Genomic DNA, 17,671 nt, shown 5'->3' with positions numbered 1-17,671 from the left:
CGTCAACCCGGCAGCGGCGCCAGCCCCGCGCGTTCGACGAGAATCCGGGCGAGCTTCTGGTGATGCAGGAAGAAGCTGGTGAAGTGGACGAATCCCCACTGTCCCCGGATGGCGTAGACGGTGACGGGGCCCGGCAGCACGTCCACGTTGCGGATGTCCGAGAACGCGAAGCGCCGGGTGCGGACCATGCCCCGGTAGGTGATGCCCCGGGCGTCCACGACGATGAGCGTGCGCGCGTAGTACGCGAGCGAGACGCCGAAGAAGAGGATGAAGAAGCCCGCTGAGAGGAAGGTCTTCAGCGGCACCCCTTCGAACTTGAAGAGGTAGAGCAGCACCGCCACCCAGAGCAGACCCGCCGCCGCCATCGCAGCCGAGAGGCTACGACGAGGGCGAAAGACCTGCCGTCCGTTCATCTCCGCGTCGCGCCCGGTCATGCCTCCAAATTAATGCTTGGGGCTGACAGGATCCACCTGCCCCCCGGCCCGCCTGGCCGCCGGTCAACGCAGCTTCACGGCCTTCTGTCGAGATTCCTCCTGGAGCTGGGGACGGACGTCCGCGGCCGACGAGGCGGCATAGCGCTCGTAGAGCCCCCGTGCCTCCGCGTTGCGCCCCAGGGCACGGTAGGACTCGGCCAACCCGTACAGGGGGGACGCCGCCTGGGGCTCCAGCTCCATCGCGAACTGATAGTCCGCCGCGGCCTCCGCGTAGCGCCGCAGGCCGATGTTGGCGCTGCCGCGCGCGGTGTAGGCCACCGCGAGCATGGGCTCCAGTTGGATGGCCTGCGTCAGGTGCGTCAGCGCCGTGGCGAAGTCGCGCGAGCCGATGCGCTGCACGCCCTGCTCATAGGCCCTCCGGGCCTGCGCCCGTGTCGTCTCCGCGACAGGTCCGGAGCCCGGGGCCTGTCCCGCCGCCTGCGGCGACGCGCCCGACTGCGCCATCTTCGTCCGCGCCCGCGCGATGTTGTCCTGCGCGCTCTGACGGATGGCCGCGTCCTTCGTGAGCTGGATGGCGGACTCCCACTTCTCCACCGCCTGCCCGTAGTAGCCGAGCACCGCCAACGCGTTGCCCAGCTTGAACAAGGCCTCCACATGGCCCTCGTCCGCGTGCGACGCATCCAGGAACGCGAAGGCCGCCTCGCGGTAGCGGCGCTCCTTCATCAGCGCGTCGCCGTCCCGGATGCGCGCCGCCGCCAGCGCGGGGTTCGGCGTGCGCGCCTGCGCGACCTCGGCCGAGGGCTTCGACGGGAAGGGCACCGGCTCCTGCGCCGAGGGCGTCGAAGCCGGCGAGGCCACGGCGGTGCCCGGGGGCGTCCCCTTCTCGCGCAGGTCCGCGCCGTCGGCCGTCGCCACAGCGGGAGGTGTCACTGGCGTGACGCCCGGGGTGCTCGTCGGAGGCGGCGCCTCGGCGACGCGCGGGAGCGGCTTCGGAGTCTCGGGCGAGGCGCCGAGGGTGCTCGTCGGAGGCGGCGCCTCGGCGACGCGGGGGAGCGGCTTCGGGGACTCGGGCGAGGCGCCGAGGGTGCTCGTCGGAGGCGGCGCCGCGACGCCGCGCGGGAGCGGCTTCGAAGACTCGGGCGGCAGGGGCGAGGCGCCGAGCGACTTCAGGTAGCCGCGCGCCTTCTGGACCCAGATCTGCTCCGAGGGCCGGTTCTCACGGGCGATGTAGCCCTGATACGCGGCGATGGCCTGGGGCTTGTCGCCGAGCTGGCGGTGGCTCTCCGCGAGGCCGTAGTAGCCGTCCGCGTCGTCCGGCTCGAGCTCGACATAGCGCCCGTATGCGCGGGCGGCGGTGGCGGCGTCCCCGGCCTTGCGCGCGGCATATCCCAGGTTGAAGTACGCCATCTTGTGCAGCGGGTCCGCCTGCGTGGCCTCGCCGAAGCGCGCGATGGCGTCCTTCAGCTTGCCCTGGCGGAAGGCCACGCTGCCCAGGCCGTTGAGCGCGGGGGAATAGCCCGGAGTGGCGGCCAGCGCTTCGCGGTATGCGGCGGCCGCTTCGTCCAGACGGCCGGCGCCCAGGGCGGACTCGCCGCGAGCAAAGGCGGCCCGGGCGGGCGCGGAGGGCTCCGCCGCACCGAGCAGCAGCACCGCGGACAGGACGACGACGGACTTGCGCACCAGGTGCATGACGTCCCCCAAGGGGTTGCACCGGTTGCCGTAGCAGAAACCGGGGACGACGTCACGATGCGCCCACACCCCCGGTGGGAGTTTCTCCGAGGGTGTGGCCCGTCTCAGCTGCGGAAGGGGTTCTGCAGCAGCACCGTCTCGCCGCGGTCGGCGCCCACGGAGACGCACACCACGGGCACGCCGCTGACCTCTTCCACGCGGCGCACGTAGCGCTTCGCGTTCTCCGGCAGCTCGTCGAAGCTGCGCACGCCGGCGAGGTTCTCCTCCCAGCCGGGCAGCGTCTCGTAGATGGGCTTGACGCGCGCCAGGTCCTCGTAGTCGCCGGGCAGCTCGGTGATCTTCTCGCCGTCCAGGTCGTACGCGTTGCAGATCTGCAGCGACTTCAGGCCGCTGAGCACGTCGAGCTTGGTGAGCGCCATGCCCCACAGGCCGTTGACACGCGCCGCGTAGCGCAGCACCACGCCGTCCAGCCAGCCGCAGCGGCGGGGACGACCGGTGGTGGCGCCGAACTCGTCACCCACCTTGCGCAGCTGGTCGCCGATGGCGTCGCTGAGCTCCGTGGGGAACGGACCGCCGCCGACGCGCGTGGTGTAGGCCTTGCTGATGCCCATCACCTTGTCGATGGCCGTCGGGCCCAGGCCCGAGCCCACCGCGGCGTTGCCCGCCACGCAGTTGGACGACGTGACGAAGGGATAGGTGCCGTGGTCCACGTCGAGCAGCGTGCCCTGCGCGCCCTCGAAGAGGATGCGCGCGCCGCGGCGCACCTGGCCGGCGAGGTACAGCGAGGCGTCGTGCACGTAGGGCTTGAGCCGCTCACCCAGCCCGGAGAACTCCGCGAGCACCTGGGGCACCTCGAGCTGGGGCACCGGCACGCCCGCCTTGCCGCACAGCTCCCGGAGCTCCTCGAGGGCCTGGGGCAGCCGCTCCTCGATGCGCTTGCGCAGGCGCTCGGGGTTGAGCAAGTCCCGCATGCGGATGCCCCGGCGCGCCACCTTGTCCTCGTAGGACGGGCCGATACCGCGGCCGGTGGTGCCGATGGCGCTGCCACCGCGGGCCTTCTCGCGGAAGCTGTCCAGCAGCTTGTGCCACGGGAAGATGACGTGGGCATTGTCGGAGATGATGAGCTGCGAGTCCTCCTTGAGGAAGCCGCGCGCCTTGAGCGCGTCGATCTCCCCCACGAGCACCGCCGGGTCCACCACCACTCCGTTGCCAATGACACACGTCTTGCCCTGGTGGAGGATGCCCGAGGGAATCAGGTGCAGGACCGTCTTCTGGCCCCCCACCACGAGCGTATGCCCCGCGTTGTTGCCGCCCTGGAAGCGGACGACCAACTGGGCATGCTCGGTGAGCAGGTCCACGACCTTGCCCTTCCCTTCATCTCCCCACTGCGCTCCGATGACGACGACGTTCGGCATGGTGCCCGCCGCTTAGCACGCGGGAGGGGCCGGGTGACAGTGTTCCGAGAAGCCACAATGCAGGGCCTGGCAGGTCGCCCTCTCTCGTCCCACCCAGGCGCCACGCACCTCCCCCCGTGCCAGCGCCCGCGTCGCGTCCGCGAGCCGCCTGGCGGCCTCCTCGGGGCGCGCCGCGTCCGCCCGCCACTCGGGCTCCGGGCGCTCCTCCCCCAGGAAGACGACGCCCACACGCACGGGGACGCCCGCTCGCACCATCCGTCGCGCCGCCAGCTCCAGCGCGTCCAGCTCGTGGGCGTACGCGGCCGCTCCCAACGGATGCCGTCCGCCCGACTTGTAGGTCACCACCACCGCCTCGCCGCGAGGTGACTCCCAGAGGACATCCATCTCACCCTCCAGGGAGATGCCCTCGTCCACCACCAGGCTGAAGGCCAGGCCCCGGTGCACGCCGCGCGGCGGGGACTCCGCCAGCATCCGGGCGAAGTCGGTGGCGAGCCAGCGCTCCGCCGTGCCCAGGACCGCCTCCATGCCCGGGTCCTCCGCCAACGCGCCCGCCTCGCGCAGCAAGGCCTCCAGGTGCGCGCGGCGCTCCGTGACGTCCACGTCACGGGCCGAGCACAGTCGCAAATCAGAGGTGCTCAACAGATGGCGCACCAGCTCCGCGGGGCTGCGTTCAGGGAGCCAGCCCTCCGGCTCGACGACGAGCGGGGTCTCTCGCGGCGCCACCTCCCACGGCCACGGCGCGCCGCGCAGTCCCAGGCGGTGCACGTAGTGGAAGCGGCGTGGACAGGTAATGAAGTCCTGCACGGCGCTCACGGGCGCGCTGAGGGACGCCGCTGACTCGGGCAGGTCCAGCGTGCCGCCGCGCACGCGCAGCAACGCGGCCTCGACACGGGCCTCCGCGCGCGCCAGCGCCTCGGGCCCCGGCGGCTCCGGGTCCCTGGGTGGAGGCAGCTCGTCCACGTCCACGTCCGTGACGAGCTCGCGCGTGGTGACGTCCTCCAGCCGGGCGTCGACGAGGTGCCACCACGAATCCTTGCCCGCACGTGGCTCTTCTCCACCGGAGAGCACCAGCAAGTCCCTGGCGCGCGTGAGCGCCACGTAGAGCAGGCGGCGATACTCGGCGTCCTCCCGGGCCTTGAGCTCCTGGCGCACCGCCTCGAAGCGGTTGGACGTATAGCCGTCCAGCGAGTCGGGCACCCAGGGGCGCAGGGCGATGCCGTGCGAGCGCTCGAAGTGCGCGCGGGCGGAGGTGCTCCGGCGTCGACCGCCCATGCCGGGCACGACGACGATGGGCCACTCCAGGCCCTTGGCGCGGTGGATGGTGAGCAGTTGCACCGCGCGCGGGTCTCCGGCGTCGAGCAGGTCCGCCTGGGCTTCGTTCGGGGAGGACTCGGCCAGCATGCGCAGCTCGCGGGCGAAGGCCACGCACCCGCCCGAGCCCCGCTCGTCGCGACGCGAGGCCAACGCGAGCAGCTTCTCCACGTTGGCGCTCGCCTGCTCCGCATAGGGAGAGCCCGCGAGCGCCTCGCGGTAGCCCGTCAGGTCCAGCGCGGAGAGCAACAGCTCCCTCACGCCCAACCGGTCCCGCTCCCGGCACAGCGCGGGCAAGGCCTCCAGGAAGGTCTTCAGGCGCTGACGTTCACGCTCCGGCAGGGTGGCGAGCACCTCGTCGTCCGTCAGTCGAGGTGACGCCAGCGACAACGGCTGCTCCCCGGCGAGCAGGAACAAGGTCGCGTCCGACAGGCCCACCAGCGGCGAGCGCAGCACGGCGGCGAAGGCGAGCGCGTCCTCCGTGTCCGCCAGCAGCGCCAGCAGCGAGGCCAGGTCGAGCACCTCCTGCGCGCCGTAGAACCCTCGTCCACGCAGCACCCGATGCGGCACACCGTGGCGGATGAGCGCCTGCCGGTACACCTCCAGGTGCGTGAAGGTCCGGAAGAGCATCGCCACGTCGCCACCGCGCGCGGGACGTGAGCCCTCGCCATCCTCGCGAGCCACCGTGGGGAGCGCACCGGGCGCGAGCAGGATGCGCAGCCGCCTCGCGGTGCAGTCCGCGTCCAGCCATCGCAGGTCTCCGGCGGTCTCCTGCTCCTCCAGGTGGAGTCGCTCCACCACGGGGGCCTCGGTGAGCGAGGCGCGCACGGGTGACAGGTCGTCCTCCTCGGGGACGTAGACGACCTCGAACGGACGGGGCGCGTGCGCATCCGCCGCCACCAGCACCCCGGCGAAGGCGTGGTTGAAGAAGGACAACAGGCCCGGCACCGAGCGGCGGTTGTGCTGGAGGAAGCCGCGCGTGCCGCCCTCCTCCTCCACCTTCTTCGACAGCAGCGTGAAGACGGAGACGTCCGCGCCACGGAACTCGTAGATGGACTGCTTGCGATCTCCCACCGCGCAGAGGAACGCGGGCTCCAGCGGCAGCGCGGACGGCAGGTCCATCTCCGGCGTCAGCTCGCGAGGCCCCCCCTCGCGCTTCTCCGCGAGCAGCAGCACCAGCTCCAACTGGAGCCGGTTGGTGTCCTGGAACTCGTCCACCAGGAGGGCGCCCACGCGCTCCTGCACCTGCCGGCGGAACTCGGGATGGTCTCGCAGCAGGTCGCGCGCCTTGACGAGCAGCGAGGTGAAGTCGAACACGTTGCGGCGGGCGAACTCCGCGTCGTGCCGGCTCTCCACGCGCCCCAGCAGCTCGCGGAAGGTCTCCTCGAAGGGCGCGGTGTGCCACGCGGCCCACGCATCGACGAGCATGCGCACCGAGCCGTCCGTCTTGCCCTTGTAGATGCGCCAGTACAGCTCGCGCACCGGCCCCGCGGCGCCCTTGCTGAGCCGCGCGATGTTGCGCGTGTCCGTCGCGAAGCAGGCGCGCAACCACGGGTAGCGGTCTCCCTTCTGGAAGTTCTCCGCCGTCATCCCGTTGAGCGCCTTCTCCAGCGCGCCCACCAACTGGCTCCACTCGCCCTTGGCGTCCAGCGCTCGCACTTCCATGCACAGGCGCAGACACTCCTTCAGCGCGTCGTCGAACTCCTCGCGGGCCTGCGCCACGTCGGCCACCGCCGCGGAGGCCGCGCGCAGCCCCTCCTCGCGCAGCTTGCCGTAGACCGACACCAGCGCGGCGACCAGACCATCGGAGAACCCGGAGCCGGAGAACCCCAGCTCCTGACACAGCTCACGCACGCGCGCGTCGCCCGCTTCCAGCGCATCGAGCACGACGCGCTCGCACACGTCCTGCACCAGACTGGACGCCTCGAGTTCGTCGAGCACCTCGAAGCTCGGGTCGATGCCCACCGCCGGTGGCGCGCGTCGCAGCAACTGACCGCAGAGCGAGTGGAACGTGCCCACCGTGGCCGCGCCCATCTCCTCGCGCAGCTGGCGCCACGCCTCGGGCAACGGGAACGGGCGGTCCAGCCGGGAGAGCGAGGCGCGCAGCTCCACCTCCTGGTCCAGCTTCGCCTCGCCCTGCGCCAGCCCGTCCAGACGCATCCTCAGGCGCGCGCGCATCTCCGCCGCGGCCTTGTCGGTGAAGGTCAGCATGCACAACCGCGCGGGGCGCAAGGGGCCCCCCGCCTCGCGCGCGCCCGCGAGCAGGTGCAGCGTCATCGTCACCAGGCTGTACGTCTTGCCCGCGCCGGCGCCCGCCATGAGCGCCAGGTTGCGCTCCAGCGCGAGGATGGAAGGGGCCGTGCTCAACTCCCCTCCTCCGTCATCCGCCGCTCGGTGATGCGGCACACGGCGCGGAAGCCGCAGGAGCCACAGTCCTGGGGCCGCGCGGCGAACTGGCCCTCGCGCAGCGTGCGCACCAGCGACTCCACGGCGTTGGGCAGGTTGCGCCCGCCTTCCTTCTCCGCCACCTTCGCGCGCACCTCGGGGTCCGTGGACAACAGCTCGTCCAGCTCCTGCGCGGGGACCACCTCCGACAGGTGGATGGTGTTGCCCGTGCGCAGCGAGAACCACGCGGCCTGGCTCGCGTTCTGGTGGCCGCTCTCGCGCGCGGCGAAGAGGTACAGCGGCAGCTGAAAGTCGGACGTGAGCAGCCGCTTCTTCAGCTCGTTCTTGTCCAGGCGCCCGGACTTGTAGTCGATGACACCCACCTCCGAGCCGGACACGTCGAGCCGGTCGATCTTCCCCTCGAAGACGATGGCGTCCCCGTCGATGGGCAACATGACGTGGCGCCACCGGTCGTCCTCGGCGGCGGGGCCGAACTGGAGCTCGAAGCCCTCCGGCACCATCCGCTCGAAGGGCAGCCCGCGCCGCTCATCCACCAGGATTCGACGCGCCATCGCCCGCGCGCGCTCGTGCGCCAGCTTCCACAGCGCGGGGTGCCCCACGTGGTGGAACTTCTCGAAGTGCGCCACCGCGGACTGGAGCGCGGAGTCCAGCACCTCCTCGGGGATCTCCTCCGGAGCCTTGCCGAGCAGTTGGTGCTGCTTGAGCGATTGGAAGACCTCCTCCACGACGCGGTGCCAGAAGGTGCCGCGCCCGCGCGCGTCGAACTCCTCGCCCGGGCGGTCCGGCTCCGTCACCTTCAGGCCGTACGTGAGGAAGCCCTGGAAGCCGCAGTTGCCGAAGCGCGCGAGCGCGGACGCGGACAGGGGCCGCGTGAGGTCGAAGCGGAAGGCCTCGCGCAACGACGCGCGCATCGTGTTGGCATCCACCGAGCCCGTGTACTTCCCGGGCTTGCGGTCCGGCTCCCCGAAGAAGTGCAGCCGCTCCACCTCCACCAGCGATAGCTCATGTGCGCCCGAGTACCAGGCCTCCCGGTCGAAGCGATGCTTGAGCCGAGACGCCGCCGGGTCCGGCTCGGTGACGCGCAGCTTTGGATGCGCCAGGACCTCGAGCGCCACGCAGCGCCGCAGCTCCGACTCGGTAAGCACCTCGTCAAGCGGCGGGATGGGCGGCAACGAGCGCGGCGTCCACTTCAGCGCGGTGAGCCGGCGCACCTCCTCCAGGAACGAGGACGGCACCTGCTCCTGTCCACCCGCCCCCTCCACCGCGAAGGACAGGCTCAGCGTCTCCTCCGCCGCGGCGAGGGCGCTGGCGAACAACAGGCGGTCCTCGGTGAGCCGCCACGCCGCGCGGTCCTCGAACTCGCCGCCGGTCAGTCGGAACACGTCACGGCCCAGGTGCTGATTGAGCGCCGAGCGCTCCGCGTCCGCGAGCAGCGGCGAAGGCACGTCCCGTCCGGGGAAGCGTCCCTCCGTGAGCCCCGCGATGAAGAGATGACGGAAGGAGCGCCCCGGCACCTCCGCCGCCTCCAGCACCTCCACCGCCGCGCCCCGGGGACCTCGCGCGGGCAGGTACGCCTCCGACATCGCGTCGCGCAGCCATCGACCGAACGTGCGCCGACGCAGCACCGGGCCACCGCCCACCGCCTTCATCGTCCGCAGCAGTCCCTGCACGCGCTGCCGCAGCGCCTCGCGCGCGGCCTCGTCTCGCGACCGCGCATCCAGCGCCCGCTCCGCCAGTCCACCTTCCGCGCGGGGCTCCAAGGGCCCCTCGGAGTCCATCAGCCCCAGCCGCTCCACCACGTGCCACCACGCGGCCAGCTGCTCGGCGACGGGCGCCTTCTCGGGGATGCGTCGGCAGTAATCCAGCAGCAGGCCGCAGCGCTCGCGCAGCACCCGCACCGACTGGATGCGCGCGCTGCCGTCCTTCTTCTGTGCGCCCTGGAGCGCCTGGAGACGACGCGCGAGGCCTTCGAGGCGCACGTCGTAGGCACCGCGTCCTCGCAGCGCGCCCAGGCGGTCGTCCCGCACGGCGGCCAGCGCGAAGAGGCTCGCCGGCGACTCCGGACCTCCGCGCGACAGGATGTGCGCGTAGCGACTGCCCACCAGCTCCGCCACGCGCTCGGCGGGGAAGCCGTCCTCCACCAGCAGCGGCAGGTCCAACGCCAGACGCACCGGCCCGGCCAGAGAGAGCGGCTCGCCCCAGGGCAGTCGCACCGGCACGCCCAGCTCACCGAGCGACTCGGCGAGCCACCCCGCCTCCGCCCCCAGCTCACGGTATGCAATCGCGATGTCCGACGGCGCGGCCCCTTCCGCGATGAGCCGGCGCACGTCCCTGGCCACCAGTCGCGCCTCCTCGCGCGCCGTGGCCGCGCTCCACACGCGAGGCTGGGTCTTCGCGTCCTCGAGCACATTGCGCGGCGCCCGGGGCGAGAAGGCGAAGCGCCCCAGGTCGATGAACGGCCGGGACTCGAAGGTGACGTCCGCCTTGAAGAGGTCCACGTGCGGCATGGACTCGCCGCGGTTCTCGAAGGCGCGGAACAGCGAGGCCAGGGCCGCGTCCGCGACCGGCGAGCCACCCACCGGCGTCTCCACCCGGAGCGTCACGCGTCGCGACTCACACGCCGCCGCCAACGCCAGCAGGAGCTCCAGGCCGGACGGGCGCACGTCGTAGACCCCGTGCAAAACCAGCGTCCCCACGCCATCCCAGCTCACCGGCCACGCGCCCCGGCCCAGCGCCTCGCGCGCCCCGCGCAGCACGTCCTCGCGGTCCGCGAGCCCCAGCTCCGCCAGCTTCTGCTCGTACAGGTGATACAGCCGGGCGAGCACCCGCACGTGCTTCTGCCGCTCGGGCGGGAGGACCTCCACCGCGTCCTGGAGCTCCCGTGGCGACAGGCGCCCGGCCTTCAGGTCCAGCACCACCTCCAGCCCCGCGCGCGCGAAGGCCGGCTCCCGGACGTACTCGCCGAAGTGCGTGTTGCCCAGCTGCGGCCCCAGCGAGGACATCACCGCGCGCGCCAGCACCGCCGGGCACGGACGCCGGTTCAGCTCGCGAGCCCCGCCCAGCGCGACGAGGAGCTCCTCCCAGGTGAGCAGGTCCCGGCCCACCGCCAGCCCCCGGGCGTTCCCTTCCGCGCGCAACGCGGCCTGACGCCGGCTGGCGTCGGGGAACACATGGAGGGTACGGACGGAGCTGGCCATGGATGCGTGGAGTCTAGAACGACCGGACGGGTCGCTTTCATGCTCGATTCCTCACTCCGCGCCCAGTGTGTTCGTGAGCCCGCCTGCCTGCCCACCTGTTTCCCACGGTTGGCCCGCGAACCGGACCTCCTTGACCGGCTTACCCAGAAGCCCTGGAGCTTCCGGGTGGCCCTTGCGCCCTGGAGCGGGTGCGCGTCAGAAGGTGTGCGCCAGTTCGAGCTGCGAGAGCGCCGGGTAGGTGAAGCCCTCGCCCAGGAAGAAGCGGTCACACAGGCCCTCGGGGACGATGGCGCTCACCGCCAGGGGCTTGCCGGGATGCGCGGCGGCCAGGGCCCTCAGCAGCCTCCTCCCGGCGCCCTTTCCTCGGGCCGAGGGCTCCACCACCAGCGAGCGCAGACCGAGCGTGGGCGCGGCGACATCCGCCACCACCGCGAAGGCGGGACCGAGTCGGAAGGCCTTCGCCGGGGACGACAAGCCCATCACCGTCGCCGCGTCGAGCTGCCATGGCAGGCCCGCGGGCAGGAGCTTCGCACACTCGCGCGGGTCCACTTCCTCCAGCGCTCCGGGCTCTGGCGTCGGCGTCCCCGTGAAGCCCACCAGTCGCCGCATGCGTCGGAAGCCCAGGCGCTCGTAGAGCTTCACCGCGGGCGCGTTCTGCTCGATGACCTCGAGCACCATCCGCGCATCTCCGCGCGCTCGTGCGGAGTCCAGCAAGGGACGCAGCATCTCGCCGCCCAGGCCCTGCCCTCTTCGGCTGGGAACGATGCCCATGCCCGCGACCCGGCTGACGTTGCCCCGTCGCGCCATCAGCACGAGCCCCACCGCCTCACCACCCACGCGAGCGACCCGGCTCTCCGTCAACGAGATGTGCTCGCTTCGCACGCGCGCATCGAAGGCTTGCGGCGCATCGGGCACCGGGACGAAGTAGCCCTCGAAGGCGCGCGCGAACAGCGTGGACAGCGACAGGAAAGACCCCTCGGACGCGGGAACGAGGTCCATGGCAATCGGCTCCGAAGCCTGAGGCTCGCGATTCATTCCACGCCACGCTGCCGCAGCGACACCCCGCCGGCAACCCCTTGCTTCCGCGCCCGACGGGGCCTCTTTGCTCCCGAGCGCTCCCAGGGTTCACCCGCCAGTCGCTCCGCGAGGAAGTCGACGAACACACGCGCCTTGGGCGCCACCAGTCTGCTGGGAGGATGCACGGCGAACAGGCCCACCTCCGGCAGGGCCCAGTCCTCCAGCATGCGGATGAGCCGGCCCGTCCGCAGGTCCTCATCCACCAGGAACGTGGCGAGCGCCGAGACACCACAACCGCCGAGCGCGGCCAGCCGCAGCGCCTCCGCGTTGTCCGTGCGCAAGACGGGATGGATGCGCACGGTGGTCCGCTCGGCGCCACGCACCAGGGTCCACGTCTCTCCGTCCTGGAAATGGGAGAACTGGAGACACGGATGCGACGCGAGGTCAGCGGGCTGGGCCAGCGCCTCGCGGCCCCTCGGATAGCGCGGAGCCGCCACCAGGAATCGACGAATCGTCGCCAGCCGTCGAGCCACGAGGCTCGAGTCCGGCAGCGCGCCAATCCGAATGGCCACATCGAACTCCTCCTCGACGAGGTTGACGTAGCGGTCCTGGAAGGAGAGCTCCAACGTGATGCGCGGATAGCGGCGCATGAAGTCCGGAACGAGCGGCGCGATTTGACGCTGACCGAAGAGATTGGGCACGGCCACGCGCAGTCGCCCTCTCGGCGCTCCTCCGTAGCCGGACACCAGGGCATCCGCCTCTTCGAGGCGCTGGAGGACATCCGTGCATCGCTCCAGATACAGGGCGCCCGCCTCCGTGAGGGAGACCCGGCGCGTCGTGCGTCTCAACAACGCGGCCCCGAGCGCGGCCTCCAACCGAGCGACCCGTCGACTCAGCGTGGACGCGCTCACCCGCAGCTCCCGCGCCGCGTCCGCGAAGCTCAGCGCGCGCGCCACGGCCGAAAAGGCCAGCATGTCCTCCAGCCGATCTCTCAACTCCAAGCGCTCCACGCCTCCCTCCGATTGTTGCATCTCGCGCACGAGTGTCGTGCCCGGCGCCCCGATGATGCCGGGTCGCTCGCGGGCTATGCACCACGCGTCCTCCTGGGAGTCCATCTCATGTGCCCACTGCCGCTCGCGAGTGTCTTGTCGACGCTGCTGCTCATCACCTCCCCCGCGACCCCGCCGCACTCGAAGGCCCGCGCTTCGGGTGCCGTGACACCCGCCTCCGCGAGCACCACGCCCGGCCCGCATGGCTTCGAGCGCATGTCGCTCCCCTCGGGCTTCACGGTGCCCAACGGCATCGCCGTGGATGACCAGGGAACGCTCTATGTCGGCTCCGTGGCGGATGGCCGGGTGCTCCGACGTGTCGCTGGCGGTGACTGGACGGAGTTCTTTCCGGGCTCCGAGCAGGTGTTCTCCGTGACGAGCCTCCGTCTGGACGCGCCTCGAAACCTGCTGTGGGGGACGTCTCCCGACGCCATGGGACTGCTGAGACCCCAGGGCGTCGCGGGTGGACGGGGGGCTCGCGTCTTCGCGCTCGACGCTCGCTCGGGCGCGCTGCTCAAGGTCATCCCGCTTCCCGCGGGCGCGCTCGGCAATGACCTCGCCGTGGCTCCGGATGGCGGCCTGTATGTCACGGATAGCCACCGCGCCGCCGTGCTGTACCTGCGGCCCGACAGCGAGGCGTGGGAGACATGGGTGATGGCTCCACGCTTCAGCGCTCGCGGCCCCGGGATGAGCGCGGTGGGGCCAGCGGGGATCGCGCTCGCGCCCGATGGAAGCACGCTCGTCATCAACACCTTCGGCCCAGGTCGGCTCTTCGTGATTCGTCCTGGAGCCAGGGGACAGGGTCCGAGCGTCCGTGAAGTCTCGCTGCCGCGCCGCCTGGAGAATCCGGACGGCATGCGCTTCGCGCCAGACGGACGCCTGCTGCTCGTCGAGGGCGCGACACAGAGCGGCGACGGGCGGCTCGTCCGTATCGACGTCCTGGGCAAGTCCCGGGGCGCGAAGGTCCTGGAGGTGCTCGCATCGGGGATGGAGTCCCCGGTGAATCTCACCGTGTCCGACGAGGGGACGGTCTGGGTCACCGAAGCGAGACTCCGCGACCGCATCCTTCGAGGTCCGGAGGCCGCATTGCCCCAGGTCTTCTGGGTCGCCTCGCTGCCCCTTCCCCGCTGACACCGCCTCCACGGACGTGACGTCCGTGGAGGCGGAGAGGGGCCGCGTTACGACTCGGTGGTCAGCGAGAAGGTGATGCGGATGCCGCCCAGCAGGTACTCCTCGCCATCGGAGACCTGACGGCGCGCGATGCGCGTGTTGTCGAACCAGGTGCCGTTCGAGGACTTGAGGTCCTCGATGAAGACCTCGTCGCCGTCGCGCAGGATCACCGCGTGCTCACGCGAGACCCTGGCGGACTTCACCATCAGGTCCGCGCTGGGACCCCGGCCGATGATGAACCGCTCGCGAGCGACCAGCACCGGCTCGCCATCGTCGAGCTTCACGTGCACCTTCAGCTCCGGCGGAGCCTGCACGATGATGGTCTTGTCCGGCTTGCCCGCCGGCGCCTTCGGCTCGGGCTTCGCCTCCGTCACCAGGTCGGAGGAGTCTTCGTCCACGAACGCTGGCTCGGCGGAAGCTGCTGCCGCCTTGCCGACGGCGGGCTTGCCGACCGCGGCCTTGCCTGCGATTGCATTGGCTGGGATTGGCTTGCCTGCCGCCGCCTTGCCTGCGGCCGGCTTCGCATCCTCGTCTGCATCGGAATCGTCGTCCGAATCCCCGTCCGCATCGGAATCGTCGTCCGAGTCCTCGTCGGAATCGTCGTCGCCGGAGTCCTTCTCATCCGCGTCGCCATCCGAGTCCTCGTCGGAATCGTCGTCGCCGGAGTCCTTTTCATCCGCGTCGCCATCCGAGTCCTCGTCATCGTCCGAGTCCTCATCGGAATCGTCGTCCGAGTCGTCATCGGAACCATCGTCCGAGTCCTCGTCGGCATCGTCATCGGAATCGTCGTCCGAGTCCTCGTCGGCATCGTCATCCGAGTCGTCATCGGGCTTCGCGTCGACGGGCTCGACCAGACGGTCGACGTCACCCACGATGTCTCGGACGCGCGCGGCGACAGCTTCGCGCAGTTCGGCCTCGTCGACCGTGGGCTCCTTCTCCGTGGCGGGCTCGTCCTCGGAGTCCTCGGAACCCTCCGCTTCCTCGTCGTCGGAGTCCTTGGCGCTTCCGGCGGCCTTCACCTCGGCACCCTCCGCGTCGTCGGCCCCGGGAGTTCCTTCGTGCTCCCCGGTCTTGGACTCTTCTTCGTCGGTGTCCGCGAGCGCGACGACCGGAGGCGGCTGAACCTCCACCGACTGGTCCACGGCGCGCACTACTTCGCGAACACGCTCGGCGACCGCTTCGGACTCGGCGCCCTTCGGAGCCTCTACCTCAGCGGACTCATTGGCCACGTCCGCGACCTTCGCGGAGGCAGGTGCCTTCATCGGAGGCACCGTCGCGGGAGGTGTGGCCACCGGCTCCGCTGCCGCTGGAGCAGCAGTCACCGCGGGCGCCGCGGGCACTGAGACGGGGGCGCTGACCGCGGGCGTCGCCACTGCCGCTGGCGTCGCCACGGGCGTCCGCGCGACCACAGGCGCGGCCACCACGGCCGGCGCGCTGCTCGTCTCGGTGAGGCTCACCTGCGTGGGCTGGATGAACCCGAACTGCCGCGCGAGCGAGAAGAGCGCCTGATTGACGAGGACATCGCGGTCCACGCCCATCTCGCGGCTCATCGTCTCCAGCGCCTTCCACAGCGGGTCGGCGATCTCGACCTGTCGAGGCGTGCGGTTCATGGCTCAGCTCCCCCTCAGGTTGTCCTGCCAGGGCGAAACGTTGTGGCTGTCCGTCAGCCAATAGAACATCGCCTGCATCTCCGCGTAGTGCTGCTCCGCGATGCCCAGGAGGTTCGGGTGCAGGGCGTCGATCTCCACGCCCGCGAACTCGAAGCCCGCCGCGCCCGACGCCTGCGCGCCACGGCCGCCCGTCACCTTGCGGTCCCGCACCCGCCAGTGTCGCTGGCTCGACATGCCCGCCGCCTGTCCGAAGTCCGCCGGAGGCGCCACCTTCTTCGGCAGCACCACCTTCGACTCCCCACAGGCCCACAACAGCCACGTGAGCGCGTTCCAGTCTCCACGCGCCAGCCGGATGAGGTCCGGCAGGCCCATGCCCGCCACGCTCAGCGTCTCGTCGACGGAGACCGAGTCCTCCCCAACCTCCACCTCCTCCTCGGCCAGCTCCACCGGCCCCGCAGGCAACAGGGCGGACACGTCCGGCGGCATCCACGGCAGCACGGCGCCGGGCTTGAAGCGCCCCAGCAGCGCGGCGCGGACGAGCTGCAGCCGCGAGGCGTACTTCTGGACGATGCGCACGATGGCGTCGAGCGTCTGCGCGGGCTTCTCCGGCAGGTCCTCGTAGGTCGACACCGGCTTCTGCTTCGCCGGCCAGAAGTCGAACACCGGGAACAGCGCCCGCGCGTACGTCCTCAGGAACGTGGCCGTCCCCGGCTCCGCCTTCGCCAGCGCCTCCGCGTCCTTCAACGCGTGTGCGTCCATGCCCATGTTCAACAGGACGAGGCCTCGGGTGAAGAGGAACGCCGTGCGCTCCGGAGCGACCAGCAGCGCCGCGTTCACGAAGTCCAGCGCCGCCCTCGGCCGGTCCAGCTGGTCCAGCCGCACCGCATGGGCCCGCAGCAGCATGCCCGCGTCACCACCGCGCACCAGCGTCTCCGCCAGCGCCGAGCTGGAGTCCGCCGCGTTCTGCAGCGCCTCGCCCGCCGTGGCCTTCGCGTTGTCCGGCGTCCTCGGCAGCGCCACGCGCTCCATCAACTCGAGGAACGGCGCCACCTGCTGGTCCATCGCCACCGAGCGCGCCAGCGCCAGGAGCGCCTCGCGGTGCTTGCGCGCCGCCACGCACGTGGCCGCGTACTCACGCCAGGCCTCCGCGCTCCGGGGCACGTTGGAGAAGACCGGCGACGCCGACAGCTCCGCCTCCTGCTGCGCGACGCCCAGGTCCCGCGTCAACACCACCTGCCGGTCCGCGTCCAGCAGCGTCCACGTCCCACAGGCCACGTCCTGCTCGTACCGGCCCTCGTCGAACCTGACACGCGGGTCCAGGTACTCGTCCTTCGCCAGCGAGCGATAGGCGCCGTGGCGCTGCCCCTCGACGAACTCGCCCTCCCACAACAGCTGGCCGTCCTGGAGCCAGAAGCGCGCGAGCCCGTGGCGCTCGCCGTCGGTGTTCAGCTCGACGTGGGACCACTGGTTCAGGTCCTCGCGAAGCTCCGCCTCCAGCGGGATTCCCTCGGGACGGTCGGGGTACGGCTCGCCGGTGGACGGCACCACGCGGCGGTCCTGGCCGTCATAGTGCGTCACGCCGGTGACGCGGCCGTGCTCGTACACCATCACCGTCTTGCGAACGAGCGTGGAGACCCCGTTCTCGTGCATGCGCTCCGTGGTGAACTTCTCGGACGCGTACCAGGTGCGCGGCCCGTGAAGCTCCCCCTTCACGAAGTCGCCGTCCTGGGAGACCTCACCGCTCTCGTGGAAGCGCTTGAAGGGGCCGTGGGGCTTGTCGTTCTCGAAGCTGCACTCGTTGCAGAGCGTGCCGTCCGCGCGCCAGTACTTGTAGGGCCCCTGCTTGCGCCCCTTGGGGTCCGTGGCGCCGTACACCCATTCGCTGTCGCCCTCGTCCCACGTCGCCTCGGGGTGCACGCCGGGCGGGACGATGCCCTGCTCGGTCAGCTTCTTGTTCTCCTCGGCCTGCTTCGCGTAGGCGACGTCCAGCGTCTTGAGCGACTTGACCAGCGCGTCCAGCCGGCCCGGCGACATGGCTCCACTGGAGCGGTGCACCACCGTGCCATCCTTGAACGCCATCAGCGTGGGGATGGACTGGATCTGGAACCGGCCCGACAGCTCCTGCTGCGCCTCCGTGTCCACCTTGCCGAACACGACGTCCGGGTGCTTCTCCGCGGTGGTGGCATAGGTCGGCGCGAAGTTGCGGCACGGGCCACACCACTCCGCCCAGAAGTCCACCAGGACCAACCCTGGCTTGCCAGTCATCTGTTCGAAGGTCTCGGCCGTCAGGTCGACGGGGTGCGTACTCACGATGAAGCCTCGGATGCGAATGGGAGTCGGACGCTTGTAGTCAAACCCTTCGCGCCGCGCCAG

General features: G+C 71.1%; 11 protein-coding genes. 2 read left to right on the top strand and 9 right to left on the bottom strand.

Annotated features, from left to right (window positions below):
• Positions 1-2: 2 nt before the first annotated feature.
• The 7 genes from K8640_RS09325 to K8640_RS09295 form a co-directional block, all read right to left on the bottom strand.
• Positions 3-434, bottom strand: a complete 432-nt coding sequence (locus K8640_RS09325) for a PH domain-containing protein (protein WP_141325203.1) — start codon at positions 432-434, stop codon at positions 3-5.
• Between the two features lie 63 nt (positions 435-497).
• Positions 498-2,123, bottom strand: a complete 1,626-nt coding sequence (locus tag K8640_RS09320; RefSeq protein ID WP_255652875.1) for a tetratricopeptide repeat protein — start codon at positions 2,121-2,123, stop codon at positions 498-500.
• A 104-nt stretch (positions 2,124-2,227) separates the two neighbouring features.
• Positions 2,228-3,538, bottom strand: a complete 1,311-nt coding sequence (locus K8640_RS09315) for an adenylosuccinate synthase (RefSeq protein ID WP_046712872.1) — start codon at positions 3,536-3,538, stop codon at positions 2,228-2,230.
• A 12-nt stretch (positions 3,539-3,550) separates the two neighbouring features.
• Positions 3,551-7,216 (bottom strand): UvrD-helicase domain-containing protein, encoded by a 3,666-nt coding sequence (locus K8640_RS09310; protein WP_223746736.1) that lies wholly within the window; start codon positions 7,214-7,216, stop codon positions 3,551-3,553.
• Positions 7,213-10,452 carry a PD-(D/E)XK nuclease family protein gene (locus tag K8640_RS09305; RefSeq protein WP_223746735.1) on the bottom strand — a complete coding sequence of 1,080 codons (3,240 nt, stop codon included), beginning with the start codon at positions 10,450-10,452 and terminating at the stop codon, positions 7,213-7,215. Before K8640_RS09305 ends, K8640_RS09310 begins: the two co-directional genes overlap by 4 nt.
• Before the next feature lie 195 nt (positions 10,453-10,647).
• Positions 10,648-11,451 (bottom strand): GNAT family N-acetyltransferase, encoded by an 804-nt coding sequence (locus K8640_RS09300; protein ID WP_223746734.1) that lies wholly within the window; start codon positions 11,449-11,451, stop codon positions 10,648-10,650.
• A gap of 32 nt (positions 11,452-11,483) precedes the next feature.
• The gene (locus tag K8640_RS09295; protein WP_223746733.1) at positions 11,484-12,479 is read right to left on the bottom strand and encodes a LysR family transcriptional regulator; all 996 of its coding nucleotides are present in this window, start codon (positions 12,477-12,479) and stop codon (positions 11,484-11,486) included.
• Between the two features lie 108 nt (positions 12,480-12,587).
• Between K8640_RS09295 and K8640_RS09290 the strand changes: the two genes are divergently transcribed.
• The gene (locus K8640_RS09290) at positions 12,588-13,649 is read left to right on the top strand and encodes an SMP-30/gluconolactonase/LRE family protein (RefSeq protein WP_223746732.1); all 1,062 of its coding nucleotides are present in this window, start codon (positions 12,588-12,590) and stop codon (positions 13,647-13,649) included.
• Between the two features lie 47 nt (positions 13,650-13,696).
• Here the strand turns inward: K8640_RS09290 and K8640_RS09285 are convergent, their stop codons facing one another.
• Positions 13,697-14,917, bottom strand: coding sequence for an FHA domain-containing protein (locus K8640_RS09285; protein WP_223746731.1), 1,221 nt, complete (start codon positions 14,915-14,917; stop codon positions 13,697-13,699).
• Between K8640_RS09285 and K8640_RS09280 the strand changes: the two genes are divergently transcribed.
• The gene (locus tag K8640_RS09280; RefSeq protein ID WP_223746730.1) at positions 14,910-15,197 is read left to right on the top strand and encodes a hypothetical protein; all 288 of its coding nucleotides are present in this window, start codon (positions 14,910-14,912) and stop codon (positions 15,195-15,197) included. The genes K8640_RS09285 and K8640_RS09280 overlap by 8 nt on opposite strands.
• Positions 15,198-15,301: 104 nt before the next feature.
• Here the strand turns inward: K8640_RS09280 and trxA are convergent, their stop codons facing one another.
• The gene (trxA, locus tag K8640_RS09275) at positions 15,302-17,608 is read right to left on the bottom strand and encodes a thioredoxin (protein WP_223746729.1); all 2,307 of its coding nucleotides are present in this window, start codon (positions 17,606-17,608) and stop codon (positions 15,302-15,304) included.
• Between the last annotated feature and the right edge of the window lie 63 nt (positions 17,609-17,671).

Origin of the sequence: Myxococcus sp. XM-1-1-1, assembly GCF_020037095.1 — a bacterium.
Lineage (GTDB): Bacteria > Myxococcota > Myxococcia > Myxococcales > Myxococcaceae > Myxococcus > Myxococcus fulvus.
Note: the sequence above shows the minus strand (reverse complement) of the source record. Positions and strands in the feature narration are given on the sequence as shown.

Coding starts and splice junctions, on each gene's coding strand:
- K8640_RS09325 (WP_141325203.1), bottom strand. CDS start 434: ATGACCGGGCGCGACGCGGAGATGAACGGACGGCAGGTCTTTCGCCCT.
- K8640_RS09315 (WP_046712872.1), bottom strand. CDS start 3,538: ATGCCGAACGTCGTCGTCATCGGAGCGCAGTGGGGAGATGAAGGGAAG.
- K8640_RS09305 (WP_223746735.1), bottom strand. CDS start 10,452: ATGGCCAGCTCCGTCCGTACCCTCCATGTGTTCCCCGACGCCAGCCGG.
- K8640_RS09290 (WP_223746732.1), top strand. CDS start 12,588: ATGTGCCCACTGCCGCTCGCGAGTGTCTTGTCGACGCTGCTGCTCATC.
- K8640_RS09300 (WP_223746734.1), bottom strand. CDS start 11,451: ATGGACCTCGTTCCCGCGTCCGAGGGGTCTTTCCTGTCGCTGTCCACG.
- K8640_RS09320 (WP_255652875.1), bottom strand. CDS start 2,123: ATGCACCTGGTGCGCAAGTCCGTCGTCGTCCTGTCCGCGGTGCTGCTG.